Annotated in this window: 18 protein-coding genes and 1 pseudogene; 17 read left to right on the top strand and 2 right to left on the bottom strand. The window is 70.8% G+C overall.

Translation table 11 applies throughout. The annotated features are described in order from the left end of the window. Positions 1-80 precede the first annotated feature (80 nt). Positions 81-1,529 (top strand): replication initiator, encoded by a 1,449-nt coding sequence (locus ACSYGN_RS18035; RefSeq protein WP_460396832.1) that lies wholly within the window; start codon positions 81-83, stop codon positions 1,527-1,529. A 496-nt stretch (positions 1,530-2,025) separates the two neighbouring features. Here ACSYGN_RS18035 and ACSYGN_RS18030 read toward each other — a convergent pair whose 3' ends face one another. Then, positions 2,026-3,561 carry a recombinase family protein gene (locus ACSYGN_RS18030; RefSeq protein ID WP_460396830.1) on the bottom strand — a complete coding sequence of 512 codons (1,536 nt, stop codon included), beginning with the start codon at positions 3,559-3,561 and terminating at the stop codon, positions 2,026-2,028. A 43-nt stretch (positions 3,562-3,604) separates the two neighbouring features. Here ACSYGN_RS18030 and ssd point away from each other — a divergent pair. From ssd to ACSYGN_RS17995, 7 genes and pseudogenes are all read left to right on the top strand, one after another. Continuing rightward, positions 3,605-4,387: pseudogene (gene ssd / locus ACSYGN_RS18025) on the top strand (septum site-determining protein Ssd); the annotation flags it as partial. A 140-nt stretch (positions 4,388-4,527) separates the two neighbouring features. Then, on the top strand, positions 4,528-5,757 hold the full coding sequence (locus ACSYGN_RS18020) for a TadA family conjugal transfer-associated ATPase (RefSeq protein WP_460403546.1): 1,230 nt from the start codon (positions 4,528-4,530) through the stop codon (positions 5,755-5,757). Positions 5,758-5,782: 25 nt separating this feature from the next. Further along, a complete protein-coding gene (locus ACSYGN_RS18015) occupies positions 5,783-6,637 on the top strand; it encodes a type II secretion system F family protein (RefSeq protein ID WP_460403544.1) in 855 nt (284 codons plus the stop codon). Next, positions 6,634-7,449 (top strand): type II secretion system F family protein, encoded by an 816-nt coding sequence (locus tag ACSYGN_RS18010; protein ID WP_460396827.1) that lies wholly within the window; start codon positions 6,634-6,636, stop codon positions 7,447-7,449. The genes ACSYGN_RS18015 and ACSYGN_RS18010 overlap by 4 nt, the downstream gene beginning before the upstream one ends. A gap of 205 nt (positions 7,450-7,654) precedes the next feature. Continuing rightward, positions 7,655-7,846, top strand: a complete 192-nt coding sequence (locus ACSYGN_RS18005; protein WP_460403542.1) for a DUF4244 domain-containing protein — start codon at positions 7,655-7,657, stop codon at positions 7,844-7,846. Further along, on the top strand, positions 7,833-8,246 hold the full coding sequence (locus ACSYGN_RS18000; protein WP_460396825.1) for a TadE family type IV pilus minor pilin: 414 nt from the start codon (positions 7,833-7,835) through the stop codon (positions 8,244-8,246). The genes ACSYGN_RS18005 and ACSYGN_RS18000 overlap by 14 nt, the downstream gene beginning before the upstream one ends. Continuing rightward, positions 8,243-9,022, top strand: a complete 780-nt coding sequence (locus ACSYGN_RS17995) for an Rv3654c family TadE-like protein (RefSeq protein ID WP_460396823.1) — start codon at positions 8,243-8,245, stop codon at positions 9,020-9,022. Before ACSYGN_RS18000 ends, ACSYGN_RS17995 begins: the two co-directional genes overlap by 4 nt. On the opposite strand, the gene ACSYGN_RS17990 is transcribed toward ACSYGN_RS17995, so the two are convergent. Then, positions 9,007-11,532 carry a DEAD/DEAH box helicase gene (locus ACSYGN_RS17990; protein ID WP_460396821.1) on the bottom strand — a complete coding sequence of 842 codons (2,526 nt, stop codon included), beginning with the start codon at positions 11,530-11,532 and terminating at the stop codon, positions 9,007-9,009. The two genes, ACSYGN_RS17995 and ACSYGN_RS17990, sit on opposite strands and share 16 nt — an antisense overlap. Positions 11,533-11,614: 82 nt before the next feature. Between ACSYGN_RS17990 and bldG the strand changes: the two genes are divergently transcribed. From bldG to ACSYGN_RS17945, 9 genes are all read left to right on the top strand, one after another. Beyond that, the gene (bldG, locus tag ACSYGN_RS17985) at positions 11,615-11,956 is read left to right on the top strand and encodes an anti-sigma factor antagonist BldG (protein WP_003975386.1); all 342 of its coding nucleotides are present in this window, start codon (positions 11,615-11,617) and stop codon (positions 11,954-11,956) included. Between the two features lie 173 nt (positions 11,957-12,129). After that, a complete protein-coding gene (locus ACSYGN_RS17980) occupies positions 12,130-12,567 on the top strand; it encodes an ATP-binding protein (protein WP_460396818.1) in 438 nt (145 codons plus the stop codon). A gap of 379 nt (positions 12,568-12,946) precedes the next feature. Further along, positions 12,947-15,352 carry a sodium-translocating pyrophosphatase gene (locus ACSYGN_RS17975; RefSeq protein ID WP_460396816.1) on the top strand — a complete coding sequence of 802 codons (2,406 nt, stop codon included), beginning with the start codon at positions 12,947-12,949 and terminating at the stop codon, positions 15,350-15,352. A 195-nt stretch (positions 15,353-15,547) separates the two neighbouring features. Next, complete coding sequence (locus tag ACSYGN_RS17970; protein ID WP_460396814.1) at positions 15,548-16,168, top strand: small secreted protein; 621 nt, start codon at positions 15,548-15,550, stop codon at positions 16,166-16,168. A 31-nt stretch (positions 16,169-16,199) separates the two neighbouring features. Then, entirely contained in the window at positions 16,200-17,729 is a 1,530-nt protein-coding gene (locus ACSYGN_RS17965; protein ID WP_460403540.1) for a DUF7059 domain-containing protein, read from the top strand. Between the two features lie 426 nt (positions 17,730-18,155). Next, positions 18,156-18,353, top strand: coding sequence for a hypothetical protein (locus ACSYGN_RS17960; protein WP_460396812.1), 198 nt, complete (start codon positions 18,156-18,158; stop codon positions 18,351-18,353). 366 nt (positions 18,354-18,719) lie between these two features. Next, positions 18,720-21,554: a type I DNA topoisomerase gene (gene topA / locus ACSYGN_RS17955; RefSeq protein WP_460396810.1), complete on the top strand. Its 2,835-nt coding sequence runs from the start codon at positions 18,720-18,722 to the stop codon at positions 21,552-21,554. Between the two features lie 339 nt (positions 21,555-21,893). After that, entirely contained in the window at positions 21,894-25,163 is a 3,270-nt protein-coding gene (tmk, locus tag ACSYGN_RS17950) for a dTMP kinase (protein WP_460396808.1), read from the top strand. 242 nt (positions 25,164-25,405) lie between these two features. After that, entirely contained in the window at positions 25,406-26,611 is a 1,206-nt protein-coding gene (locus ACSYGN_RS17945; protein WP_460396806.1) for a DNA polymerase III subunit delta', read from the top strand. The last annotated feature ends 47 nt before the right edge of the window (positions 26,612-26,658 follow it).

Genomic DNA, 26,658 nt, shown 5'->3' with positions numbered 1-26,658 from the left:
CCGAATTCATAGCCAAGCCAAGCCATAGCAGGAGTCGACCAATGAACGCCGCGCCTATCCCACATGAAAGGGGGCCTCCTATGTTCCCGACGTCGGATGAGGCGCGGCGCTCAGTCCTCAATGAGGCTGAGCGTCTGCGCCTTCTTTCGTCTACCGAACGTGACCTGATCCGGCTCGTCCATGAACCCGGATTCTCACGCTGGGTCGATCAGATCAAATCCATTGGCGGGTGCGCGCACCCGATTTACCTTGCCGGGCACACGACTACTCGTGACGCGGTTACGGGTGAGGTGCTGCGGCACTACGACACCGGCAACGAACCCGGCGGCCGGATGCCGGTGCGCTGTCGCAACCGTCGGGAAACCCGCTGTGAGCCCTGCTCCTATCTGCACGCGGGCGACACTTTCCACCTCGTCCGCTCCGGCCTGCTGGGCGGCAAGGGCGTTACGGACGGCGTCCGGTATCACCCCCGGCTCTTCGTCACCCTTACCGCTCCGTCCTTCGGCTCGGTGCACCGTGCAAGCGGCCCTGACGGGGCTGTATGCCGTCCTCGACGGGACGGCGGCACCTGCGAACACGGGCGGCCCCTCGGCTGCGGCCAGAAACACGCCGAGATGGATTACACGGTAGGCCAACCGCTGTGCCGGGACTGCTACGACTACCCCGGACACGTCCTTTGGCACGCTTCAGCCGGCTCACTGTGGAACCGTTATTGCCACATGCTCAGGCGGCATTTGGCGACTGCCGCAGGGATCACACAAACCCGCCTGCGGGAACACCTCACAGTCTCCTTCGCGAAAGTCGCCGAATACCAGCGGCGGGGGGCTGTCCACTTCCACGCGGTAATCCGTCTAGACGGGCCAGACGGCCCTTGCTCACCCCCGCCGTTGTGGGCGACAACCGACCTGCTGTCCGACGCGGTGCGGTCGGCGGCGGCCTCTGTGGAGGTGCACACCCCGTATTCTTCGGCCACCGGTGAGCGGGTCATTAAGTGGGGTAAACAGCTTGACGTACATCCGATCCGCAGCGACGCGTTCACGGAATCATCGGCAGTCACAGACAGTGCCGTTGCGGCCTACGTCGCGAAATACGTATCCAAGAGCGTCGGCGACTCCGGCGGAATCGACTACCGCATAGACGACTTCGACAGCATCCGGCTCGCCCCGGTGAATGACCACCTGCGCGCCCTCATGACCGCCTGCTGGCGCCTGGGCGGCCTCCCTGAGCTGGAGGCGCTGAACCTGCGGGCCTGGGCTCACACGCTCGGCTACCGCGGCCACGTACTCACCAAATCACGCCAGTACTCCACCACATACGGGGCGCTGCGCGCGGTCCGGGCGGACTACCAGGGCGGCGGCCTGCTCGCCCTGGAAGACCGAGAGACGGCCACCGAATCGGCCTGGCGCTATGTGGGCTCCGGGCATTCACCGGCGGAAGCAGAAATTGCATACGGCATAGCTGAAGACCTGGCGAACCTGCGTGAAATTAGAAGGGACATGATCGCTGAGGGGTGGGAATATGCTACATAAGGAACATGTAGGGTACTTCCATTCGAGCCGAACGGTAAACGGCCGAACAGAGATGCTGCGTAAATGGCGCGTGACGACAGATTGCCGAAGCGCGGCGCAGGCGGTGTCCCGGCAACTTGGCGGCTATATGCAGAACGTAGGGGATTCCCCCCACGGCAGATGGGAAGTGCTGACCGAATCTCCTGTCGTTGAGGTTGCTGTCATGCAAGTTGCCGACGGGGCTATTACCCTTCTCCTACTCGGAGAGCCCGATATTGGGGGTTTCTTTTTCTCTTCCGATGTGTGGAATCGTGAAGAGATGCTCCGAATTTCGGCTGCCTGTGATTCGGCGGCCGTGCATTGCGAGTTGAGGCTAACGCCTGTTGAATTCCAAACGCGGACGGGGCTTACGGTACTCTATATTCTTCCATCAATCGAATTGATCGATTCGGCTAAGTGGTGAGGGCATAGGAGAGCCCCGGCAAGTCTGCGTACTTGCCGGGGCTTGCTCGGTACCCTAGAGGGCCTTGAGGTGCTGGGCGGCCCGGGGGCGAATTTCAGCGCCCGTGATCCGGACGCGTTCCTTGGCGCTTGCTGGGAAAAGGGTCACGCGTACGTCGAATCCATTTAGAAGCTCGCGGCGCGCGGCATCGTCGTGAGCTGCTTGCCATTCATCGGCCACAGTCTTTCCAGTGGGCACCATCCGCATTCCGGCGGGACGCTCCGGCAACTTCTTGAGTTCGGCGATTTCCCGCCCCATGCGGGCGTACTCTCGGCGATACCATTCGGCATCATCCTCGGAATCGTAGAGACCTGCTGAGCGGTCGTCTCGGAGACGCTTTCGGTCTGCCTCCAGTTCGGCAATTCGCGACGCGTAGCCGGTCCCGGGGTCGAACTCGCGTCGCATAAGTTGACCATTTCCGTACTTGGCAAGAAACCAATCCTCAACCTCCTTGTCCAGCTTGACCGCCTGCATTGCTGGGGCCGGTCGGCAATCCTGGGAAGTGCGTACACCGTCTAGGCGCGCGGTGCACGCATAACCAATCTTCCTTCCCGCCCGGTAATAGACGTAGAGTCGCTCTCCGCAATTCCCGCAGAATGCCAGGCCGGAAAGTAGGCGTGCCCCCTTCTGGGCGCGCTTCCTAGTGTGCTTCGGTGCAGTCTTCGCAATCAATGCGTCGCGTGTTGCGTGGTCCCACAACGGAGGGGCCAAGCGTACCGGGTGCCCATCGGAACCAATTACCGGGCGCCCTTTATGCATGAGGTATCCAAGAGATCCCTCCTCTGTGAGTAGCCGGATTACGGTACTGCTCTTCCAAATGGAGCCCTTCGGCTCGCGGCCGTACATTGTGGCGCGGTAGTCATCCGGTGAGGGAATCCCTTCGCGGTTAAGCCTTGCCGCTTCCGTGAAAACAGTCACCTCCCCTGTTTCGTCCGCGAGAATTCGGCGGGCAACATTGCGGATTACCTCGGCTGCGTCGGGGTCGACCTCGACATGGTCAACCTTTCCTGTTGGGACAAGCCGAACGAATCGGTAGCCATACCGGTTCTTTTGCTTCGGCTGACCAGCGGCGCGTGCCCGTTCGGTCTCTTCTCGGTTGCGCTTCTGTATTGCCCGCAACTCCATTTGTGCGCCGAACGATTCCATGGAAAGGCGCATTTCGTCGTTGGTGTCGTTGAGATCCCACGGACCGTCATGCCCGTACGTGATCAGGAGCCGGTCTGACTCGTGGATCATGTACGCGGTGTTCAGCACGTCACGCTGATTGCGGCCGATCCGGTCGACTGCTGCGCCAACGATCCCCGAGTACGGCCCTGCTTCGGCCCGGAGCCATGGGCCGAGTCCGGGTCGCGTGAGCGGGTTCGTGGCGCCCGAGACCTCCCAGTCGTCGGCCCACGCGATGATGTGGCCACCAACGGACTGAGCCGCGCTCAGGACCTGGTCTAGCTGCTTTTCGGGGCTGCTGCTCGCCTCGCTCTTCCGAGAGAGACGGCGCACGCCCACCAGACAGCGCCCGCATCCGTCGTACTCAGTTGTCATCACCTGGTCCATGATGTGTGCCCTTCGCTTGGAGCGCATGTGTGTTTTGCGATCGCTCCTCCCCGACGGCGAGCAATGGCTCGTCGACCGCATCGCCGACGTCGCCGAAGGCGTGGGCAGGCCCGCCATCACCGTCGGCGTCATCGGCGGTCGTGGCGGCGCCGGAGCGTCCACGCTGGCGTGCGCGCTCGCCGTCACCTCCGCGCGTGAGGGGCTGCGCAGTCTGCTCGTGGACGCGGATCCGCTGGGCGGCGGACTCGATGTACTCCTCGGTGGGGAGACAGCCGAAGGACTGCGCTGGCCCGCCTTCGCCGCCTCACGCGGACGGCTCGGTGGGGGCGCTCTGGAGGAGTCTCTGCCACGGCTGCACTCCCTGCGCGTGCTCAGCTGGGACCGCGGCGACTGCGTCGCCGTCCCTCCGCAGGCAGTGCGGGCGGTCCTCGCGGCGGCCCGGCGCCGGGGCGGCACCGTGGTCGTGGACCTGCCGCGGCGTCTGGACGAGGGAGTCGGCGAGGTCCTCGCCCAGCTCGACCTCGCGATCCTCGTTGCCCCGGCCGAACTTCGCGCCGTCGCCGCGGCCGGACGGGTCGCGTCCAGCGTCGGCATGATCATCCGCGATCTGCGGGTGGCTGTGCGCGGGCCGTTCGCGCCCGGGCTCGGCGGCCGCGAGGTGGCCCGGCTGCTCGGACTGCCGCTGGCCGGCGAACTGCCCGCCGAGTCGGTGCTGACCCGCCCCCACGAGGCCAAGGCACCACCGGGCGCGACCGGCCGCGGCCCGATGGCGCGCTTCTGCAAGGAGTTCTGGGAGCGGACGCTGGTGGAAGCGAGCGACGTATGAACACGACCACGCCCTACAGCGGGACGTCTCTTCGGACCACGCCGTACGACAGGACACCTTCGACGGCGGCTCCGCACACCGGAGCGCCGCCCGCGGACGCATGGACCCCCTACCCGGAGGCCGCACAGACCCCCGCGGCCATGGCGGCCGTGCCCGACCCGTCAGCCGGTCGTGCGCTGCTCGACGGGGTGCGCCGCCGGCTCGCCGAGAGCGGGGCGGAACCGACGCCAGCGCGTGTGGCGCAGGCGCTGCGCGAACAGGGGCGGGTGCTCGGCGACGCCGAAGTCCTCGGCGCGGCACGTCGATTGCGCTCCGAACTGGTCGGCAGCGGACCGCTGGAGCCGCTGCTCGCCGACCCGGCGGTCACCGATGTCCTCGTGTCGGCCCCCGACCGCGTATGGGTGGACCGGGGCGGCGGACTGGAGCTGACAGGGGTGTCCTTCCCGGACGCGGCGGCGCTACGACGCCTCGCGCAGCGCCTGGCCGCCGTGGCCGGACGGCGCCTCGACGACGCCCGCCCCTGGGTGGACGCCCGGCTGCCCGACGGAACCCGTCTCCACGCGGTGCTCCCGCCGGTCGCCGTCGGCTGCACCTGCCTGTCGCTTCGGGTGGTACGGCCCCGGGCCTTCACCCTCGGCGAACTCGTGGCGGCGGGCACGGTGCCGCCCGGCGGGGACCGCGTCCTGCGCGCACTGCTGCGGGCACGGCTGTCCTTCCTGATCAGCGGCGGCACGGGCACCGGCAAGACCACATTGCTGAGCGCGCTGCTCGGGCTGGTCGGACCGGCCGAGCGGATCGTCCTCGCCGAGGACTCCGCCGAACTGCGCCCCGACCATCCGCACGTCGTCCGTCTGGAGACCAGACCCGCCAACCAGGAGGGCGCCGGTCTCGTCACGCTCGAGGACCTGGTGCGCCAGGCGCTGCGGATGCGTCCCGACCGGCTGGTCGTGGGCGAGGTGCGTGGAGCCGAGGTCGTCCATCTGCTGGCCGCCCTGAACACGGGGCATGAAGGCGGCTCTGGAACTGTCCATGCCAATGCCGCCGCGGACGTCCCGGCTCGCCTGGAGGCGCTGGGTACGGCGGCCGGGCTCGACCGGGCCGCGCTGCACAGCCAGTTGGCGGCTGCGCTCTCGGTGGTGCTGCACCTCGTGCGGGACCGGACCGGACGGCGGCGGATCGCCGAGGTCCATGTGCTGGAGCGGGACACCTCTGGCCTGGTGCGGACGGTGCCGGCGCTGCGCTGGGGCGAGGACGCGTTCGCCTACGAGCGGGGCTGGGAGCGGCTGCGGGGGCTGCTCCGAGGCGGCGGCGACAGCCGGGTGGGCGGCCGGAATGAGGGGAGCCGAAGCGGTGACGGGTGCGATGACTGAGGGGGGTGTGGTGAGCGTGACCCAGATGACGCTGGCCGCGGTGGCTGTGGCGTGCGCGGGCGCCCTGCTTCTGCTGCGGGGCGGGCCGTACTCCGGGGCGCGACGGGCACGGCTGCTGTTCGCGGACGGTGGTGCGACCGGCATCGGGCCCCCGGGCTGGGAACGGGCCGTGGGTGAACTGCGCCGTGTCCGGGGGCGGTTGTGTGCCGAGTGGTGGGTGCCGGTGGCAGGGCTGCTGCTCGCGGTGCTGGGCGCTTCGGTGGTTCCGGTCGTTGTGGCGGCGGCAGGGGTGCCGCTCGTGCGGCGGGCTCGGCTGGCCGGCGAGGCACGGCGGGCACGGGAGCGCCGCGGGGACGCGGTGATCACGTTGTGCGGGGCGCTCGCCGGTGAGGTGCGCGCCGGGCGGCAGCCGGGGGAGGCGCTTCTGCGGGCCGCGCGTGACTCGGGCGGGCTCGGGGAGGCGCAGGCCGCGGTGCTCGCGGCGGCGCGATTCGGCGGGGACGTGCCGGGTGCGCTCGCCGCAGCGGCCGGACGACCGGGTGCCGAGGGGCTGTTGGGCCTCGCCGCCTGCTGGCGGGTTGCAGTGGACCGGGGTGCCGGTCTCGCGGCGGGACTCGACCGGCTCGAAGGCGCCCTGCGCGCGGAGCGGGACCAGCGTGCCGACCTGCGCGCCCAGTTGGCGGGCGCGAAGACCACGGTGGTGATGCTCGCGGGGCTGCCCTTGCTGGGGCTCCTGCTCGGCACGGCGCTGGGCGCCGACCCCCTGGACGTCCTGCTGCACACAGGCCCCGGCCTGGTCTGTCTGGCCCTCGGCGGGCTGCTGGAGGGCGCGGGGCTGTGGTGGGCGCTGCACATCGTGAGAGGGGTGGAGACGGCGTGAACACCGAGTTCGCACACAGGCTGTTGACGGTCCTGGGCGTTTCTGCGGGCGTGGCCGCCGGGTTGCTGGTGCTCGTCGGTGGGTCGGCGCGGTGGGTGCGTGCCGTGCGGCAGGCGCGCAGGGCAAGGCGGCGGCTGGCCCGTCTGCTGCCCCGCAGGCCGGAGAAGACACGGCAGGGGCCGCGCCTTCCGGCGGACGGGTCGGCACGGCGTTGGCTTCCCCTCGCGGGTGTCGCGGGCGCCGGCTGGGTGCTGGTCGGCGGTATCTCCGGGCTTGTGGCGGGGCTGGCCGCAGCAGTCGGCCTGTGGTGGTGGCGCCGGAGGCGCGAGGCGTCCGGTCCCGAGGACAGGTACGACGCCACCCAGGCGGTGCGTCAGCTTCCGCTCGCCGCCGATCTGCTGGCCGCCTGCATCGCTGCCGGTGCCGGGCCGGTGAGTGCGGCGCGGGCCGTGGGCGAGGCCCTGGCGGGCCCGGTCGGTGACGGGCTCGCGCGGGGTGCGGCCGAGGTACGGCTCGGCGGTGAGCCGGCCGATGCCTGGCGGCGGCTGGCCGCGCTGCCCGGGGCCGCGGCCCTGGCGAGGCTGCTGGAGCGGGCCGACGAGTCCGGCCTTCCCGCTGCCGCTCCGGTCGCGCGGCTGGCGGCGGACGCCCGCACCGAATGGGCCCGCGCGGCGACGGCACGGGCCCGGCGCGCGGGCGTGCTGATCACCGCGCCGGTGGGGCTGTGCTTCCTGCCCGCGTTCATCGCGGTCGGCGTCGTGCCGGTCGTGATCGGTCTCGCGGGCGGGGTGCTCGGCGGAGGGGGTGGCTGACGGGGTGGCGTACGGAGGTACGGCGTGCGGGGCGGTTTCGGGACGCGGGCCGCCGCGTGGGTGCCGATGGTCGAGATCAAGCCAATAAGGCCGATGAAGTGAAGCGAGTGACCTGAGTGATCCGGCTGTTCCGGGTGATCGGCCCGCCGGAATCGACGGGTCATCAATACGAGTGAACCTCTCGGGGGTTGAGATGAACAGGCTGATGTACAGGAAGGCGTGGGCGCGGCTGTGTGCGCTGCTGCGCCGGGACGCGGGCATGGTGACGTCCGAGTACGCGGTGGGGATCATCGCGGCGGTGGCCTTCGCCGCGGTGCTCTACAAGATCGTGACGAGCGGGGCGGTCAGCGAGGAACTCCAGGGCATCGTGGATCGAGCACTTCATGCGGGCACGTGAACCGCGCGCCGGTGTACGGGGCACTGTCGCGCGTGCGCCGGACGCCGGGTTCGTGAGTGCCGAGTCGGCCATGGTGATGCCGGTCCTGGTGCTGGTCGCACTGGCGCTGCTGTGGGGGCTCTACGCCATGGCGGTACGGATCCAGTGCCTGGACGCGGCACGGACGGGTGCCCGCGCCGCCGCCCGCCAGGACCCGGACGACGCCGTGACCGCGGTGACCCGGGAGGTGGCTCCGCGCGGGGCCGTGGTCACCGTGAGCCGGGAGGGTGACCGGGTGCGTGTGACGGTGGTGGCCAGACCGCCGGTACCGCTCGGGAGCCTGTCCTTCGAACTGCGGGAGGAGGCCGTGGCGTCGGCGGAGGAGACGGTCGGCGCCGGAACGGCGGGGACGCGGCCGTGAAGCGGGCCATGGCGGCCCGGCGGGCCGGTGCCGGGAGCCGGCGGCAGGGCAGGGCAACGGCGTGGGCCGCGCGGCGCCGGTTCTCGGACCGGGGGTCGGCGACCGTCCTGGGCGTCGGCGTGGTCGCAGTGCTGTGCGCGGTGTTCGGGCTCGTGCTCGCACTCGGCCAGGCGGTGATCGTCCGGCACAGGGCGGCAGGCGGAGCCGATCTCGCGGCGCTCGCCGCGGCGGACCACTGGGCCGAGGGCACCGCGGCGGCCTGTGTCCGGGCCGACCGGGTGGCGCGGGCCCAGGGCACGTGGCTCGTGCGGTGCGTGATCAGCGGTGACGTCTCCGACGTGACGGCGGCGTCGGGCGCGGGGATGTTCGCGGCGGAGGTCAGGGCACGGGCGGGTCCTGCGGGGCCGGAACCTGGTCCCGGCCCGGACCCCACGTCGAGTCCCGGCCTGGGCCTGAACCCGGAACCGAGCCCCGGCCTGAACCCGGACCCGAGCCTCCGCCCGGACTCCGCCCCCGGTCCCGGCCTGATCCCGGCCCCGAGTCCCGGCCCGGACCCGGACCGGGACCCGAGCCTCCGCCCGGACTCCGCCCCGAACCCAGGCCTGGACCGGAGACCGAGCCCCCGCCCAACGGACGCCTCTGGAGCCGCCGTACCGGACGCGGCGAGGGCCACGGGTGGGATACGGCCGCCCATGGGAGACCCGCCTCCGCCCCCGCCCCCGCCCCCGCCCCAGCCAGGTGACCAGCGGGTGTCCGCCGGTCACCCCGCTCCTTGACCCGCCTCCCGTCCCTCCCCGGCCTTCTCCGCCGTCTCCCCGTCGTTCTTCTCCTCCTTGTCCCCCGGTGCCCCCCTCAGGAGCACCGTGAGCAGCCGGACGGCTCCCCGTTTGTGCAGTGGGTCGTTGCCGTTGCCGCACTTGGGGGACTGGATGCAGGACGGGCAGCCGGCGTCGCACTCGCAGGAGGCGATGGCCTGGCGGGTGGCGGCCAGCCAGTCGCGGGCGGTGTGGAAGGCGCGCTCCGCGAACCCGGCACCACCCGGATGGCCGTCGTAGACGAAGACCGTCGGGAGCAGGGTGTCCGGGTGCAGCGGGACCGACACGCCGCCGATGTCCCAGCGGTCGCATGTCGCGAAGAGGGGCAGCAGGCCGATCGACGCGTGCTCGGCGGCGTGCAGGGCGCCGCCGAGGATCTCCGGGTGGATACGGGCCTCGTCCAGTTGATCCTCGGTGACCGTCCACCACACCGCGCGGGTGCGGAGCGTGCGGGGCGGGAGGTCGAGCTTGCTCTCGCCGAGGACCTCACCGGTGATGAGACGTCTGCGTAGAAAGGAGACGACCTGGTTGGTTACTTCCACGGAGCCGTAGCACAGCCGCCCCGCGCCCCAGGGCACCTCGACGTCCGTCTCCAGGACGGAGATCGACGTCGTGTCGCGCGCGACCGTCGAGTACGGCGGCTCGGCCCGCTCGACCAGGGCCACGGAATCCTTCAGGTCGAGGGACCGTACGAGGTAGGTGCGGCCCTGGTGGAGGTGGACGGCGCCCTCGTGGACGGAGGCGTGGGCGGCGCCCGCGTCGACCGTGCCGAGCAGCCGCCCGGTGCCGGACTCGACGATCTGCACCGGCTGCCCGCCCCCGCCGCGGATGTCGGCGAGATCGGCGGCCCGCTCCCGGCGCGTCCAGTGCCAGGCCCTGGTGCGGCGGCGCAGCAGCCCGGCCGCCTCCAGCTGGGGCAGCAGGTCCGGGCAGGCCGGGCCGAACAGCTCGACGTCCTCCTCCGTCAGGGGAAGCTCCGCGGCGGCGGCGCACAGATGGGGGGCGAGGACGTAGGGGTTGTCGGGGTCGAGGACGGTGGACTCCACCGGCCGGTCGAACAGGGCCTCCGGATGGTGCACCAGGAAGGTGTCCAGCGGGTCGTCGCGGGCGACGAGGACGGCCAGGGCACCCTGTCCGGCGCGGCCCGCCCGGCCCGCCTGCTGCCACAGGGACGCGCGGGTGCCCGGGTATCCGGCGATGAGCACGGCGTCCAGGCCGGACACGTCGATGCCGAGCTCCAGCGCGGTCGTGGCGGCGAGGCCGAGGAGTTCGCCGGAGTGCAGGGCTTGTTCCAGGGCGCGGCGTTCCTCGGGCAGATAGCCGCCGCGGTAGGCCGCCACGCGCCGCGCGAGGGAGCGGTCGACCTCGGCGAGGCGTTCCTGGGCGATCACCGCGATCAGCTCGGCGCCGCGCCGGGAGCGCACGAAGGCAACCGTGCGCACGCCCTGGACGGCGAGGTCGGTGAGGAGGTCGGCCGTCTCGGCGGTGGCTGTGCGCCGAACGGGTGCATCTTTCTCGCCGTGCAGCTCGGTGAGCGGGGGTTCCCAGAGGGCGAACACCACCTCGCCGCGCGGTGAGGCGTCGTCGGCGACCTCCACCACCGGCAGCCCGGTCAGCCGGCGGGCGGCGACGGCGGGCTCGGCGGCGGTCGCGGAGGCCAGCAGGAACACGGGCGAGGAGCCGTAGCGGGCGCACAGTCGGCGTAGTCGGCGCAGTACCTGGGCGACGTGGGAGCCGAACACGCCCCGGTAGGTGTGGCACTCGTCGATCACGACGTACTTGAGCGACTTCAGGAAGGAGGACCAGCGGGTGTGTGCCGGCAGCATGCCGCGGTGCAGCATGTCCGGGTTGGTGAGGACGTAGTTGGCGTACTGGCGGATCCATTCGCGCTGCTCGACCGGCGTGTCGCCGTCGTACACGGCGGCTCGCACGGCGCTGCCCAGCGGGTGGGAGACCTCCTTCACCGCACGGCACTGGTCCGCGGCGAGCGCCTTGGTCGGCGCGAGGTAGAGAGCGGTGGCGCCGCGGCCGTTGGGGGCCTCGGAACCGTCCAGGAGAGCGGTCAGGACGGGCATCAGGTAGGCGAGGGACTTGCCGGACGCCGTGCCGGTGGCCACGACCACGCTGTCGGCGTCCAGGGCGTGCTCGGCGGCGAGGGCCTGGTGCGCCCAGGGGTGGTCGATCCCGCGGGCCTGGACGGCCGCGACGACCTCGGCGCGGATCCGGTCGGGCCAGACGGCATGACGGCCCGCGCGCGGGGGCAAGTGCTCCGTATGAGTGATGCGCGTGGTCCGGCTCGGTCCGGAGGCGAGCCGGGCCAGGACCGCGCCCGGTTCCGGGCGCGTCACGGGCCCGGCCGGGGGTCCATCGGATCGGTGATTCTTGGCCATCGGCATCGAGTGTGTCACCGGCATGACGGACAATGAGGCCAAGGCGTCGTGCACGCCTGCCGGTAAGTGATTGAATGCCATCGCGGCTGGCGAACCGTCCTGGTGGCTTCAAGCCGAGGTGCCCCCGAGGGCGACCGCTCGATAGCAAGGTGCTGGAGGATCCGTGGACCTGTCCCTGTCGACCCGTACCGTCGGCGATCGTACGGTCGTCGAGGTCGGTGGCGAAATCGACGTATATACCGCGCCCAAGTTGCGCGAGCAGCTGGTCGAGCTGGTGAACGACGGGAGTTTCCACCTCGTCGTCGACATGGAGGGCGTGGACTTCCTCGACTCCACCGGGCTCGGCGTGCTGGTCGGCGGCTTGAAGCGGGTGCGCGCCCATGAGGGCTCCCTGCGACTGGTGTGCAACCAGGAGCGCATTCTGAAGATCTTCCGTATCACCGGCCTCACCAAGGTGTTCCCGATCCACACCTCGGTCGAGGAAGCGGTCGCGGCCACCGACTGACCGTCGTCGGCCGACCGGCCCGGGCCGGTCATCGGCCCGCGTGCCGGTCCGCCGTGCCGGGCCGCCACCGGAACCGGGCCGCGCGCCCGGTACGGAAGCAGTTCACCAGGGAGGCCGGGCTCTTCGGCGGCCCGGCCCTCCCGACCGCACACCCGTACTTCGGAGGGGGATGCATGGCCACCGTTGAACTCCGCTTCAGCGCGCTGCCCGAGCACGTCCGGACCGCCCGGCTGGTGGCGGCAGCGGTGGCGCGCAGGGCCGGGGTGGACGAGGCCGTACTCGACGAGGTCAGGCTCGCCGTGGGCGAGGCCTGCACCCGCGCGGTCGGACTGCACCAGAACGGCGGTATCAGTGCGCCGGTGAAGGTGCTCCTGATAGAAGAGGAGAAGCAGTTCTCCATCGAGGTCGGCGACGAGGCGCCGCGCGTGGCCCCCGGGCACCGCGCGCCCGGCTCCCCGGGCGAGGACCCGGACGCGGACGCCGAGGAGGACGAGATGGGCCTCGCGGTCATCAGCGGGCTCGTAGACGACGTGGAGGTCACCGCCGGCGAGCACGGCGGGCTGATCCGAATGACCTGGCCGACCACCCCTCCGGTGGTCGCTCTCTCCTGAACGCCCACGTCACGGCGTTACTGACCCGCCCATGTCACGGTGTACACGTGCGTCACTCCTGTCCCGAAGGGCCCTCCCCGTAGGGCCCTTCGGCATGTGCGGGTATCAGTGGCCGAGCCTAGAGTTGCTCATGTCAGAGGTGCCGGGCAGGGCGGTGCCGTACCAAAGATTTCGTGAATTCGTTCACGATCATTCACGCGATGTTGGATCGGATTTTCATGCTCCGAAAGCGTTACCCCTCCGGGTTCCGTGATCGCCACGCGATCATTTGCTGAAGAGCATGTGAAGACATATTCCCTTCACGCGGACTGTTTTGATCAGGTTCCGGTACCTACAATCCGTCCACATCTTGAGCTCGCCCAAGCGTCAAGGAGGACGAATGGCGGGGCTTTCTACCCCTCATCAGTTGGGCCATCCCACAACCTTCGCAGCCGCAGTGCTGACCGACGGCAACCGCGTGATCATCGCGGTCATCGCCGTGGTGGCACTGGCGGCGCTCGCTGTCGCCGGCGTCCTGGTACGCCAGGTGCTCGCGGCCGACGAAGGCACCGACAGCATGAAAGAGATCGCCTCGGCGGTCCAGGAAGGTGCGATGGCCTATCTGGCCCGGCAGCTTCGTACGCTGGGTGTCTTCGCCGTCGTCGTGTTCTTCCTGCTCATGCTGCTGCCCGCGGACGACTTGAATCAGCGTGCCGGGCGGTCGATCTTCTTCCTGATCGGTGCGGCGTTCTCGGCTGCCACCGGATATATCGGCATGTGGCTCGCCGTGCGCAGCAATGTGCGCGTCGCCGCGGCGGCACGGGAAGCGACCCCGGCGGAAGGTGAGCCGGAAAAGGATCTCACCACCGTTTCGCACCACGCAATGAAGATCGCTTTCCGTACGGGCGGCGTCGTCGGCATGTTCACCGTGGGACTGGGCCTGCTGGGCGCCTCCTGCGTGGTGCTCGTGTACGCGGCCAACGCCCCGAAGGTGCTCGAAGGGTTCGGCCTCGGAGCCGCCCTGATCGCCATGTTCATGCGTGTCGGCGGCGGTATCTTCACCAAGGCCGCCGATGTCGGTGCCGACCTGGTCGGCAAGGTCGAGCAGGGCATTCCGGAGGACGACCCGCGCAATGCCGCGACCATCGCCGACAACGTGGGCGACAACGTCGGCGACTGCGCCGGTATGGCTGCCGACCTGTTCGAGTCGTACGCCGTGACCCTGGTCGCCGCGCTGATCCTCGGCAAGGCCGCCTTCGGTGACTCGGGGCTCGCCTTCCCGCTGATCGTTCCCGCGATCGGTGTCATCACCGCCATGATCGGCATCTTCGCGGTCGCCCCGCGCAGGACCGACCGCAGCGGCATGTCCGCGATCAACCGGGGGTTCTTCATCTCCGCGGTGATCTCGCTCGTGCTGGTGACAGTGGCCGTCTTCGTCTATCTCCCATCCTCGTACGCCGACCTCGACGGTGTCACCGACGCGGCCATCAAGGCCAAGGACGGCGACCCGCGGATCCTCGCGGTCGTCGCGGTGGCCATCGGCATCCTGCTCGCCGCTGTCATCCAGCAGCTGACGGGCTACTTCACCGAGACGACCCGGCGTCCCGTGCGGGACATCGGCAAGAGCTCGCTGACCGGCCCCGCCACGGTGGTCCTCGCCGGTATCTCAGTCGGCCTCGAGTCGGCCGTCTACACCGCTCTGCTGATCGGTCTGGGCGTCTACGGCGCCTTCCTGCTCGGCGGTACGTCGATCATGCTCGCCCTGTTCGCGGTGGCGCTGGCCGGTACCGGCCTGCTCACCACAGTCGGCGTGATCGTCGCGATGGACACCTTCGGCCCGGTCTCCGACAACGCGCAGGGCATCGCCGAGATGTCCGGTGACGTCCAGGGCGCGGGCGCGCAGGTGCTCACCAACCTGGACGCCGTCGGCAACACCACCAAGGCCATCACCAAGGGCATCGCCATCGCCACCGCCGTCCTTGCGGCGTCGGCGCTCTTCGGCTCGTACCGCGACGCGATCACCACCGGCGCGCACGACGTCGGGGAGAAGCTCTCCGGAGCCGGTGCGCCGCTGAACCTGATGATGGACATCTCGCAGCCCAACAACCTCGTCGGTCTCATCGCGGGCGCGGCAGTCGTCTTCCTCTTCTCGGGGCTGGCGATCAACGCGGTGTCGCGGTCGGCGGGTGCGGTGGTGTACGAGGTGCGTCGGCAGTTCCGTGAGAAGCCCGGGATCATGGACTACACGGAGAAGCCGGAATACGGCAAGGTCGTCGACATCTGCACCAAGGACGCCCTGCGGGAGCTCACCACACCCGGTCTGCTCGCCGTCATGGCGCCGATCTTCATCGGGTTCACGCTCGGCGTCGGTGCGCTCGGCTCCTTCCTCGCCGGGGCGATCGGCACGGGCACCCTGATGGCGGTGTTCCTCGCCAACTCCGGTGGCGCCTGGGACAACGCCAAGAAGATGGTCGAGGACGGCGCGCACGGCGGCAAGGGCAGCGAGGCACACGCGGCCACGGTGATCGGCGACACGGTCGGCGACCCCTTCAAGGACACGGCCGGACCGGCGATCAACCCGCTGCTCAAGGTCATGAACCTGGTGTCGCTGCTGATCGCGCCAGCGGTCATCAAGTTCAGCTACGGTGCCGACGAGAACATCGGTGTGCGGATCTTCATCGCGATCCTCGCGTTCGTGGTCATCGTCGGAGCGGTCTACGTCTCCAAGCGGCGCGGTATCGCCGTGAGCGACGAGTCCGACGCCGAGCAGACCGCCAACCCTGCGGATCCCGCGGTGGTTTCGTAGACGGTCTTACGAGCGCACCGCTCCAGGGGCCGGCAGCCGACGCACATTCCGCGTCGGCTGCCGGCCCTTCCGGTTTCCGCACCCGCACCGTGACTCTTCTCTCTCTTGGTGCAAACCACTGCAAAACCTTCCAGGAGAACCCGTTCGGGCACGGTCTCCGGTGCCTCGGCGTGTAGGGTCCGTGGGCCGAGAGCCATGGAAGGGACCGATCCGGTGAACAAGAAGCTCGCGGCCGCACTGTCCGGCGGTGCGGTACTGGTGATGGCGCTGACGGGATGCAGCAGCAGCGGCGGCGGCGGAACCAAGGACAACAAGGAACTGGACGCCTGGGCCAAGAAGGTGTGCGACGCGGTTCCCGCCCAGGACGCCAAGATCAAGGCCGCCAACGCCTCGATCGCCGAGGCGGCGTCGAACACGTCGAACGCACCGGAGACCATCCAGAAGACCGACTCCCAGGCCTTCCAGGACATGTCCGACGGCTACAAGGCGCTCGCCACGGCCATCAGCGGCGCCGGTAGGCCCCCTGGCGTCACCGGCGGTGCCGCACGCCAGAGTGAGGCCGTCAAGAACCTCAACGAGCTCTCCAGCGCCTACGCCGACCTGAAGAAGAAGGTCGACGCGCTGGACACCAAGAACCAGGCGAAGTTCGCGACCGGCCTGCACGACATCGCCACCCAGATGACCGCACTGGAGGCGCAGAACAAGAGCGGCACCGCGGCCCTGAAGAACCTGGAGCAGGGCGACGTCAAGGACGCGATCGCCAAGCAGGCGAGCTGCAAGAAGGTGGCCGCCTCGGCATCGGCCACACAGGGCTGAACGAGGAACTGTTGCGGGGCCGCGGGTGACAATGGAGGGCGTGACCGACGCCACCCTGCCGACGCTGCCCGCATCAGACCGCCCCGACACCGCCACACGGCTGCGGGAGGCCCTCCTCGGGGCCGCCTTCACCGCCGACGGACTCCTCGACCTGCTCGGCGCCCCCGCGTACGCGGCGCTGGCCCGCAGCGAGACCGTACCGGCCCTCAGGGCGACCCGTGGCGACACGCCGCTGGAACTGCTCGTACGGCTGTTCCTGCTCCAGCAGCCCGTGCCCCACGCGCGCGTGGCGGCCGTTCTGCCCCTCGCCGAGTGTCTTCAGACGGGGTGGCTGGTGCGGGTGGGCGGCGACGAGGTCGCCGCGACCGTGGACGTACGGCCCTACGGCGGGCCGGGCGGCGAGGACTGGTTCATCGCGTCCGACCTGGGCTGCGCCGTCGGCGGGGCCGGCGGGATCGGCAGCCGGGAGGAGGGCGTCGTCCTCGGTGTCGGCGGCGCGTCCACGACACTGGCCGGGATCACCGTGCGCACGCCCGTCGCCGCCGCGCTCGACCTCGGCACCGGCTCCGGCATCCAGGCCCTGCACGCCACGCATCACGCCACGCGCGTGACGGCGACCGACGTCAACCCGCGCGCGCTGCACATCGCGGCGCTGACGCTGGCGCTGTCCGGCGCGTCTGCCGCGGATCTGCGCCAGGGCTCGCTGTTCGAGCCGGTCCGCGACGACGAGTCGTACGACCTGATCGTCTCCAACCCGCCCTTCGTGATCTCGCCCGGTGCCCGGCTGACGTACCGGGACGGCGGGATGGGCGGGGACGATCTGTGCCGCACGCTCGTTCAGCAGGCAGGGGAACGGCTGACCACGGGCGGGTTCGCGCAGTTCCTCGCCAACTGGCAGCACGTGGAAGGGGAGGACTGGCAGGACAGACTCAGGTCATGGGTGCCCCGCGGGTGCGACGCGTGGATCGTGCAGCGCGAGGTGCAGGACGTCACCCAGTACGCCGAGCTGTGGCTCAGGGACGCGGGCGACCACCGCGGCGATCCCGCCGAGTATCAGGCGCGGTACGACGCTTGGCTCGACGAGTTCGAGGCGCGCAAGGTCAAGGCGGTCGGCTTCGGCTGGATCACGCTGCGCCGGACGGCCGCCGCCGAGCCGTCGGTCGTCGTGGAGGAGTGGCCGCACCCGGTCGAGCAGCCGCTCGGCGACACGGTCCGGGCGCACTTCGAGCGCCTTGACTACCTCCGGGAGAACGACGACGCGGCCCTGCTCGAGGGCCACTTCAGGCTGACCGCGGAGGTCGTCCAGGAGCAGGTCGGGCTGCCCGGTGCCGAGGACCCGGAGCATGTGGTGCTGCGTCAGCACCGCGGGATGCGCCGGGCCACCAAGGTGGATACGGTCGGCGCGGGCTTCGCGGGCGTGTGCGACGGCACGCTCAGCGCTGGACGCATCCTGGACGCCATCGCGCAGCTCGTCGGCGAGGACCCGGTGATGCTGCGCGACCGCACCCCGCAGCAGATCCGGCTGCTGGTGGAGCAGGGGTTCCTCGAACCGGCCCGGTGAGGCGGGCGCCGGGCGGGGCCGTCGGTGTCGCGGTGGCCATGGGCGTCGGTGGTGGCACTGGGTGTCGGCGGTGGCAATGGCGTCGGCGACGCCGGTGGTTCTGGTGATGCCGGTGCTGGCGCGTGTTCAATCTGGTACCAGCTGTTCTGATTGATGCCGGTGGTTCTGCTGATGCCGGTGGCTCAGATTGGTGCCAGTGGGTCTGCTGCCGTCGGTGGTTCGGGTGTCCCCCGTGGGGGCAGCCGGAAAAAAAGACTTGAAAGTCACCGGCGCCCGCGCTTCCCGCGCGCCCCCGAAGGTTGATTCGAGCAAGTGTTCGGGCAACTTCTGGCCGTCCGTTCACCTTCGGTTCGCCCGATGGATGCCTGTACGTGGGACTCTCGCGGCGCTGGGCACTCGCGGACGGAGAACAGGGGCAGGGGAGCGATGGAGAGCGGACCGGCGATCTTCGCGGGGACAGTGTTCGCCCTGTTCGGAGGCGCATTGCTGCTGTGGACCGTCGTCCGGGTCCGGCTCGGTGAGCCCGTGGCCCACGGTGTGAACCAGATCGCATCCGCCACCCTCGCGACCACGGTCGCGGTGATCGCGCTGGGCCTCGGAGCGTGGTGCTTCACCCACGTGTGAGCTGCGCTCACGGCCTTCCGGCCGGGTAACCGGTAGGTCACGCTCCGGACAGGACGGCGGGAACGGCCGGACACTCCGGGCGGCAGGAATGGCGGTAGTCGGGTTACCGTTCGAGTGGCCGTTGCGGGCTTTCCCCGTTTGACACGGGGGCGGGATGTACCGTCACACTCCGCAGCGTCACATGCGAGCGACCCGAAAAGGCGCGACGGTGTCGGGAGAGCGAACGCGCGGAGCCCCAAGGGCTGAGCACGTGCGCCGTCCGGGCACCGGGTGCAGCGCCCCGTAGGTGAGCGAGCCATGAAAGCAGCCCCGACCCCGGGACGAAGCCTGGGGAGGCCCCAGCGTCGACCGGAGAGAAGAGCGAAGTTGTCCCCGACCAGCGAGACCGCAACCGGCGGCCGCCGACTCGTCATCGTGGAGTCGCCTGCCAAGGCGAAGACGATCAAGGGTTATCTCGGCCCCGGCTACATCGTCGAGGCCAGCGTCGGGCACATCCGCGACCTCCCCAACGGCGCCGCCGAGGTGCCGGAGAAGTACACCGGAGAAGTCCGCCGCCTCGGCGTGGACGTCGAACACGACTTCCAGCCCATCTATGTGATCAACGCCGACAAGAAGGCGCAGGTCAAGAAGCTCAAGGATCTGCTGAAGGACTCCGACGAGCTCTTCCTGGCGACGGACGAGGACCGGGAGGGCGAGGCGATCGCCTGGCACCTCCAGGAGGTCCTCAAGCCGAAGATCCCGGTCAAGCGCATGGTGTTCCACGAGATCACCAAGGACGCCATCCGCGCGGCCGTGGACAACCCGCGCACGCTCAACCAGAGGCTGGTCGACGCCCAGGAGACCCGCCGCATCCTCGACCGCCTCTACGGCTACGAGGTCTCGCCGGTCCTGTGGAAGAAGGTCATGCCGCGCCTGTCGGCGGGCCGCGTGCAGTCGGTCGCCACACGCCTCGTCGTGGAGCGGGAACGCGAGCGCAGGGCTTTTCGTTCTGCTGAGTACTGGGACCTCACGGGCACCTTCGCGACCGGCCGCGCGGGGGACTCGTCGGACCCGTCGTCGCTGGTCGCGCGCCTTCAGACCGTCGACGGCAGGCGGGTCGCGCAGGGCCGCGACTTCGACTCCCTGGGACAACTCAAGAGTGCGAACACCCTCCACCTCGACGAGGCGAACGCCCGCGCCCTCGCCGCCGCCCTGGAGAGCACCCGCTTCGCCGTCCGGTCCGTCGAGTCCAAGCCGTACCGCCGCTCGCCGTATGCCCCGTTCCGTACGACGACGCTCCAGCAGGAGGCCAGCCGCAAGCTCGGCTTCGGCGCGAAGGCGACGATGCAGGTCGCCCAGAAGCTGTACGAGAACGGCTACATCACGTACATGCGTACGGACTCCACGACGCTCAGCGACACCGCTGTCGCCGCCGCCCGCGCGCAGGTCACACAGCTCTACGGCGCCGACTACCTGCCGCCCGCCCCGCGCACGTACACCGGCAAGGTCAAGAACGCCCAAGAGGCGCACGAGGCGATCCGTCCCTCGGGCGACCGCTTCCGCACCCCCGCGGAGACGGGCCTGACCGGCGACCAGTTCAAGCTCTACGAGCTGATCTGGAAGCGGACCGTCGCCTCCCAGATGAAGGACGCGACCGGCAACAGCGTGACCGTGCGGATCGGCGGCACGGCAGCCGACGGCCGGGACGTCGAATTCAGCGCCTCCGGTAAGACGATCACCTTCCACGGCTTCCTGAAGGCGTACGTCGAGGGCGCCGACGACCCGAACGCCGAGCTGGACGACCGCGAGCGCCGCCTGCCCCAGGTCGCCGAGGGCGACGCTCTGACGGCCGGGGAGATCACGGCCGAGGGCCACGCCACCAAGCCCCCGGCCCGCTACACCGAGGCCAGCCTGGTCAAGGAGCTCGAAGAGCGCGAGATCGGCCGCCCGTCGACCTACGCGTCGATCATCGGCACCATCCTCGACCGCGGCTATGTGTTCAAGAAGGGCACGGCCCTCGTGCCGTCCTTCCTGTCCTTCGCCGTGGTCAACCTCCTGGAGAAGCACTTCGGGCGGCTCGTCGACTACGACTTCACCGCCAGGATGGAGGACGACCTCGACCGCATCGCCCGCGGCGAGGCCCGGGCTGTGCCGTGGCTGAAGCGGTTCTACTTCGGCGAGGGCGTCGCGGAAGGCGGCGCGGCGGACGCCGGCAACGGCGACGGGGACCACCTCGGCGGCCTCAAGGAACTGGTGACCGACCTGGGCGCGATCGACGCGCGCGAGGTGTCCACGTTCCCGGTGGGCAACGACATCGTGCTGCGTGTCGGCCGGTTCGGCCCGTACATCGAGCGCGGTGAGCGGGACTCCGAGCAGCACCAGCGCGCGGACATCCCGGACGACCTGGCGCCCGACGAACTCACCGTCGAACTGGCGGAGGAACTGCTCGCCAAGCCGAGCGGCGACTTCGAACTGGGCGCCGACCCGGAGACCGGCCACCAGATCGTCGCCAAGGCCGGCCGCTACGGCCCGTACGTGACGGAGGTCCTCCCCGAGGGCACCCCGAAGACCGGCAAGAACGCCGTCAAGCCGCGCACGGCCTCGCTGTTCAAGTCGATGTCCCTGGACACGGTGACGCTCCAGGACGCGCTCCGGCTGATGTCGCTGCCGCGTGTCGTCGGCACCGACGCCGACGGCGTGGAGATCACCGCGCAGAACGGCCGCTACGGCCCGTACCTGAAGAAGGGCACGGACTCGCGGTCCCTCCAGACCGAGGACCAGCTCTTCACGATCACCCTGGAAGAGGCGCAGGCGATCTACGCCCAGCCCAAGCAGCGGGGCCGGGCCGCAGCCAAGCCGCCGCTGAAGGAGCTGGGCGAGGACCCGGTCAGCGGGAAGCCCGTGGTGGTCAAGGACGGCCGGTTCGGGCCTTACGTCACCGACGGCGAGACCAACGCGACCCTGCGCTCGGGCGACAGCGTCGAGGAGATCACCCCGGAGCGCGGCTTCGAACTGCTCGCCGAGAAGCGCGCCAAGGGCCCCGCCAAGAAGACCGCGAAGAAGGCGCCCGCCAAGAAGACGGCCGCCAAGACCACCGCGGCCAAGAAGACGGCGGCCAAGAAGACCACCGCGAAGAAGACGGCGGCCAAGACGACGACGGCGAAGAAGGCCACGACGGCACGGAAGACGACGGCCGCCAAGGCGTCCTCGGCGGACGACTGACATCCGACGGCCGGGGGGCACACGGGCTGCATTCCTGGGCACGCATCGGCAGCATCCGCTGCGCGTGTGGCTCGTGTGGCTCGTGTGGCGCGCGTGTGGCTCGTGTGGCTCGTGTGGCGCGTGCAGCCGTGTGGCGGTATGCGACGTGCCTCGGCAGGGCCGGGTATGCGACGTGCCTCGGTCGGCGTGTGCGAGGTGCCTCGGCAGGCGTAGGCGGCCTGCCGAGGCCGTCCGAGCGCGTACACGAGTGCGCGCCCCCAGGCAACACTTCTGTACCGGGGCGTGCGCACGTTCGGACGGTGACAGCATGCTGTCAGCCAGTCCCGATAGGCTGAACGCATGACCCGAGCCGAGCAGCCGACGGCACACCACCCGGCCCCCGACGACGCCCTCGTCGCGGACTCCCGAGAGCGTGCCGTCCGCGCACTGTTGCGCCGACCCCAGCTGAAACGGTTGTGGAGCGCGCAGCTCGTGGGAGGCGTCGGCGACGCCCTCGCGCTCCTCGTGCTGATCCTGCTCGCCCTCCAGGCGTCCATCGCCGAGGGCTCCTTCGGCGGCGGTTACCGGGGTGTGGCGTTCGCGGTGGCGTCCGTCCTCGCGGTGCGCATCCTGGCGACGCTCCTGTTCGGAGCCGTCCTCCTCGGCCCGCTCACCTCGCTGACCGCGCCGGACGGCCCGCTCGACCGCCGCTGGACGATGGTCGGCGCCGACGCGCTGCGTGCCGTACTGCTGCTCATCGCCCCGCTGTGGATCGACTGGACGCCGGACAACGCGCTGGCCGTCCTCATGGTCACTGTGTTCGTCACCGGTGTCGCCGAGCGCCTGTGGACGGTGTGCCGGGAGAGCGCCGCGCCCGCCCTGCTGCCCGCCCCGCCCCCGGAGGGCGCCACGGTACGGCCGCTGCCCGACCACATGGACGCCCTGCGCCGTCTGACGCTGCGCACGACCTTCGTCGCGATCCCGCTCGCCGCCGCCGCGCTCGTCGCCGCCGCGCTGATCAACAACCTGCTCGGCACCGTCGTCGAATGGTTCGACCAGCACCAGGCGGCCCTCGGCTCGTACGTCGCGGCGGGACTGTTCGCCGCGTCCCTGAACCTGCTGGTCTTCCTGGAGGTGCCCGACACCCGCACCCCCCGCGCGCGGTCCCCGCTGGAGGGCCTGCGTCGCCCCAGGACCGGCACCGGCCCCGACAAGGGCCGTACCGGCGCGATCCCGCTGCTGGTGTTCGCCTGCGCCGCCGTCGCCGGGGCGATTTCCGCCGCCGTCGCCGTGTCGGTGCTGCACGCCACGGACCTGGGCGGCGGCCCGGTCCTGTACGGCCTGCTGGTGCTCGCGCTGACCGGCGGCGTGGTGATCGGCATCCGTACGGCGCCGCTGATGCTGGTGTCCCTGTCGCGACGCAGACTGCTCGCACTGTCCATCGCCTTCACCGGTGTCGCACTGCTCGCGGCCGGACTGGTACCGGACGTCACCAGCGTGCTGCTGATCGACGCCCTGGCCGGCGTCGGCGCCGGTGTGGCCGCCAACACCGGGCACACCCTGCTCGACCAGGAGGCCGAGGACTACCGGCGCGCCCGTACGACCGAGCACCTGCACACCGTCGTCCGGGTCCTCGTGGCCCTCGGCGCGGTGCTCGCCCCCCTGGTGGCGGCCCTCATCGGCCGGCACCGCCTGGAGAGCGGCCGGTTCGTGTTCGCGCACGGCGGAGCCGCGTTCACCCTGATGCTGGTGGGCGCGCTGCTGCTGCCGGTGGCCGTGCTGGTGCTCGCCAAGGTCGACGACCGTTCCGGCGTACCGCTGCGCCAGGACCTGCGCGACGCGCTGCTCGGCGGCGACGACCCCGTACAGACGCCCGCGACCGGCGGCTTCTTCATCGCCCTGGAGGGCGGCGACGGCGCAGGGAAGTCCACCCAGGCGGGGGCGCTCGCCGAGTGGATCAGGTCCAAGGGCCACGAGGTCGTCCTCACCCATGAACCCGGGGCCACCCCGGTGGGCAAGCGGCTGCGGTCGATCCTGCTGGACGTGTCGTCGGCGGGCCTGTCCCACCGCGCGGAGGCGCTGCTGTACGCGGCGGACCGCGCCGAGCACGTCGACACCGTCGTACGACCCGCCCTGGAGCGCGGCGCGGTGGTGATCTCGGACCGCTACATCGACTCGTCGGTGGCCTACCAGGGTGCGGGCCGCGACCTCTCGCCGACCGAGATCGCCCGTATCAACCGCTGGGCGACCAACGGGCTCGTCCCCCATCTGACCGTCCTGCTCGACGTGTCGCCGGAGGCCGCCCGCGAGCGGTTCACCGAGGCCCCGGACCGGCTGGAGTCGGAGCCCGCCGAGTTCCACGCGCGCGTGCGGTCCGGTTTCCTCACGCTGGCCGCCGCCGATCCCGGCCGCTATCTGGTCGTGGACGCGGGCCAGGAGCCCGAGGCCGTCACCACCGTGATCCGGCACCGCCTCGACACCGTGTTGCCGCTGTCCGAGGCCGAGAAACAGGCCCAGGAGGAGGCACGGCGCAAGGCCGAGGAGGAGGCCCGCCGCGAGGCGGAGGAGGAAGCCGCCCGCAAGGCCGAGGAGGAGCGCCTGGAGCGGGAGCGCGAGGAGCAGCTGGCGAAGCTGCGCGCCGAGGAGGAAGAGCGCAAGCGGCGCGAGCTGGAGGAGGCGCAGCGGCGCGAGGCCGAGCGGCAGGCCGAGGAGGCCAGGCAGCGTGCGGAGGAGGCGGCCAGGCGCGCCGAGGAGGAGCGTCAGCGGCTGCTCGCGGAGGAGAAGGCCCGCGCCGAGGAGGAAGCCCGCCGCAAGGTGGAGGAGGAGCGGCGCCGCAAGCAGGCCGAGGAGGAGGCCCGGCTGCGCCGTGAGGCCGAGGAACGCAGGCTGGAGAAGCAGCGCAGGGCCGAGGAGGCGCTGCTGAGGGCGGAGGAGGCACGCCGGCTGGCCGCGGAGGCGGCGGCCGCCGCGGACACGGCGTCCCGGCAGCCCACGGTCACCGACACGCCGGTCGCGGCGTCGGCCGGGGCGGAGGCGATCACTACGCCTGCGCCGGTGGTGACGCGGGACGAGGCGGCTGCGGGTTCTGCGGGTTCCGCTGGGTCAGGGGCTTCCGGGGACCGGGAGACCGGGGCCAGGGCCGAGCGCAGGACCGGGTCCAGGGCGGAGTCCGAGTCCGAGGTGACGGCCAAGCTGCCGAAGCCGCCGGTCACGCCTGTTCCGTCAGGTGCGGCGGACGAGACGGCCGTACTGCCTCCGGTCCGGCCGGGTGCCGCCGATGAGACGGCCGTGATACCGCCCGTACGGCCGGGTGCGGCGGACGAGACCGCGGTGCTGCCGCCGGTCGGGCCGGGCCCGCAGGACGCCCTCGCGGACCGGCTGCCCCGCGGCTACTTCCGGGACGAGCGCCCGGCCCCGGCGCGCCCCGACGGCTCCGACGACCGCACGCGCGAGCTGCCGCAGATCGACCCGGCCGCGGCGGAGGCCCCGCGCAGGCGGCAGCGGCCCGACTGGGCGGAGGAGACGCCGCTGGACGACCTGCCGTCGCTGGCCGACGAACTGCTCGGCCCGCGGGACGACGACGAGCACGACGACTGGGGCCGAGGCGAGGGACGGGGACGCCGGGACTGACCGGAGGCCGGTGACGGCGGCGCAGCGCCGCCGTCACCACCGCCCTCACAGCAGTCGCCGGCACCCCGTTGTCAGTGGTGGCCCCCACAATGGACGGCGACAGATCTTCGCCGGACGGCGATGGATGACGCACGACGACGCACCACGATGTATGACGACGCACCGTGAAGCGTGATTCGTGACGCGTGATTCGTGACGCTTGACGCGTGACAAGGACGAGGGACGAAGGGGCGGTCCGACCCATGACCGTGTGGGACGACCTGGTCGGCCAGGAGAAAGTGAGCGAGCAGCTGGACGCGGCTGCCCGCGACGCCGACGCGCTCGTCACCGCTGCCGCCACCGCCGCCCCGCCGCCCGAGGCGTCGAAGATGACGCACGCATGGCTGTTCACCGGCCCGCCCGGTGCGGGCCGTAACCAGGCCGCCCGTGCCTTCGCCGCCGCCCTCCAGTGCGTCAGCCCCGACCGCGCCCTCGGCGGCAGCCCGGGCTGCGGCTTCTGCGACGGCTGTCATACGGCGCTGGTCGGCACCCATGCCGATGTCACGACGGTCGCCGCCGTCGGCACGCAGATCCTGGCCGAGGACATGCGGGACACCGTTCGGAAGTCGTTCACCGCACCGGCGGGCGGCCGCTGGCAGATCATCCTGGTCGAGGACGCCGAGCGGCTGAACGAGAAGTCGGCCAACGCCGTCCTCAAGGCCGTCGAGGAGCCCGCCCCGCGCACGGTGTGGATGCTGTGCGCGCCCTCGATCGAGGACGTGCTGCCGACCATCCGCTCCCGCTGCCGCCATCTGAACCTGCGCACGCCGTCGGTTGACGCCGTGGCCGACATGCTCGTCCGCCGCGACGGCATCGAGCCGGACGTCGCCGCAGCGATGGCCCGCGCCACCCAGGGGCATGTGGACCGGGCCCGCCGCCTGGCCACCGACCCTGCGGCCCGCGAACGCCGCGCCGCAGTGCTGAAGCTGCCGCTTCGGGTGGAGGAGATCGGAAGCGCCCTCAGAGCCGCCCAGGAGCTGGTCGACGCGGCCACCGAGGACGCCAAACAACTCGCCGAGGAGCGGGACGGCAAGGAGACCGAGGAACTGAAGGCGGCGCTGGGTGCCGCCCAGGGCGGCCGGATGCCGCGCGGCACCGCGGGAGTGATGAAGGAACTGGAGGAGAGACAGAAACGCCGCCGCACCCGCACACAGCGTGACAGCCTCGACCTCGCCCTCACCGACCTCACCGCCTTCTACCGTGACGTCCTGGCCCTCCAGCTCGGCTCCCGCACGGCGATAGCCAACGCGGACGGGGAGGACGCCCTGGAGCGACTGGCCCGCTCCAGCACCCCGGAGTCCACACTGCGCCGCATCGAGGCGATCGCCGCCTGCCGCGACGCTCTGGACCGCAATGTGGCACCGCTGCTGGCGGTGGAGGCGATGACGATGGCGCTGAGATCGGGCTGACGCAGGCGCGGGGCGCAGCAGAGCGCCCCCCGGCCGTCTCCGACCGC

The organism is Streptomyces sp. YIM S03343, assembly GCF_054729195.1.
Note: the sequence above shows the minus strand (reverse complement) of the source record. Positions and strands in the feature narration are given on the sequence as shown.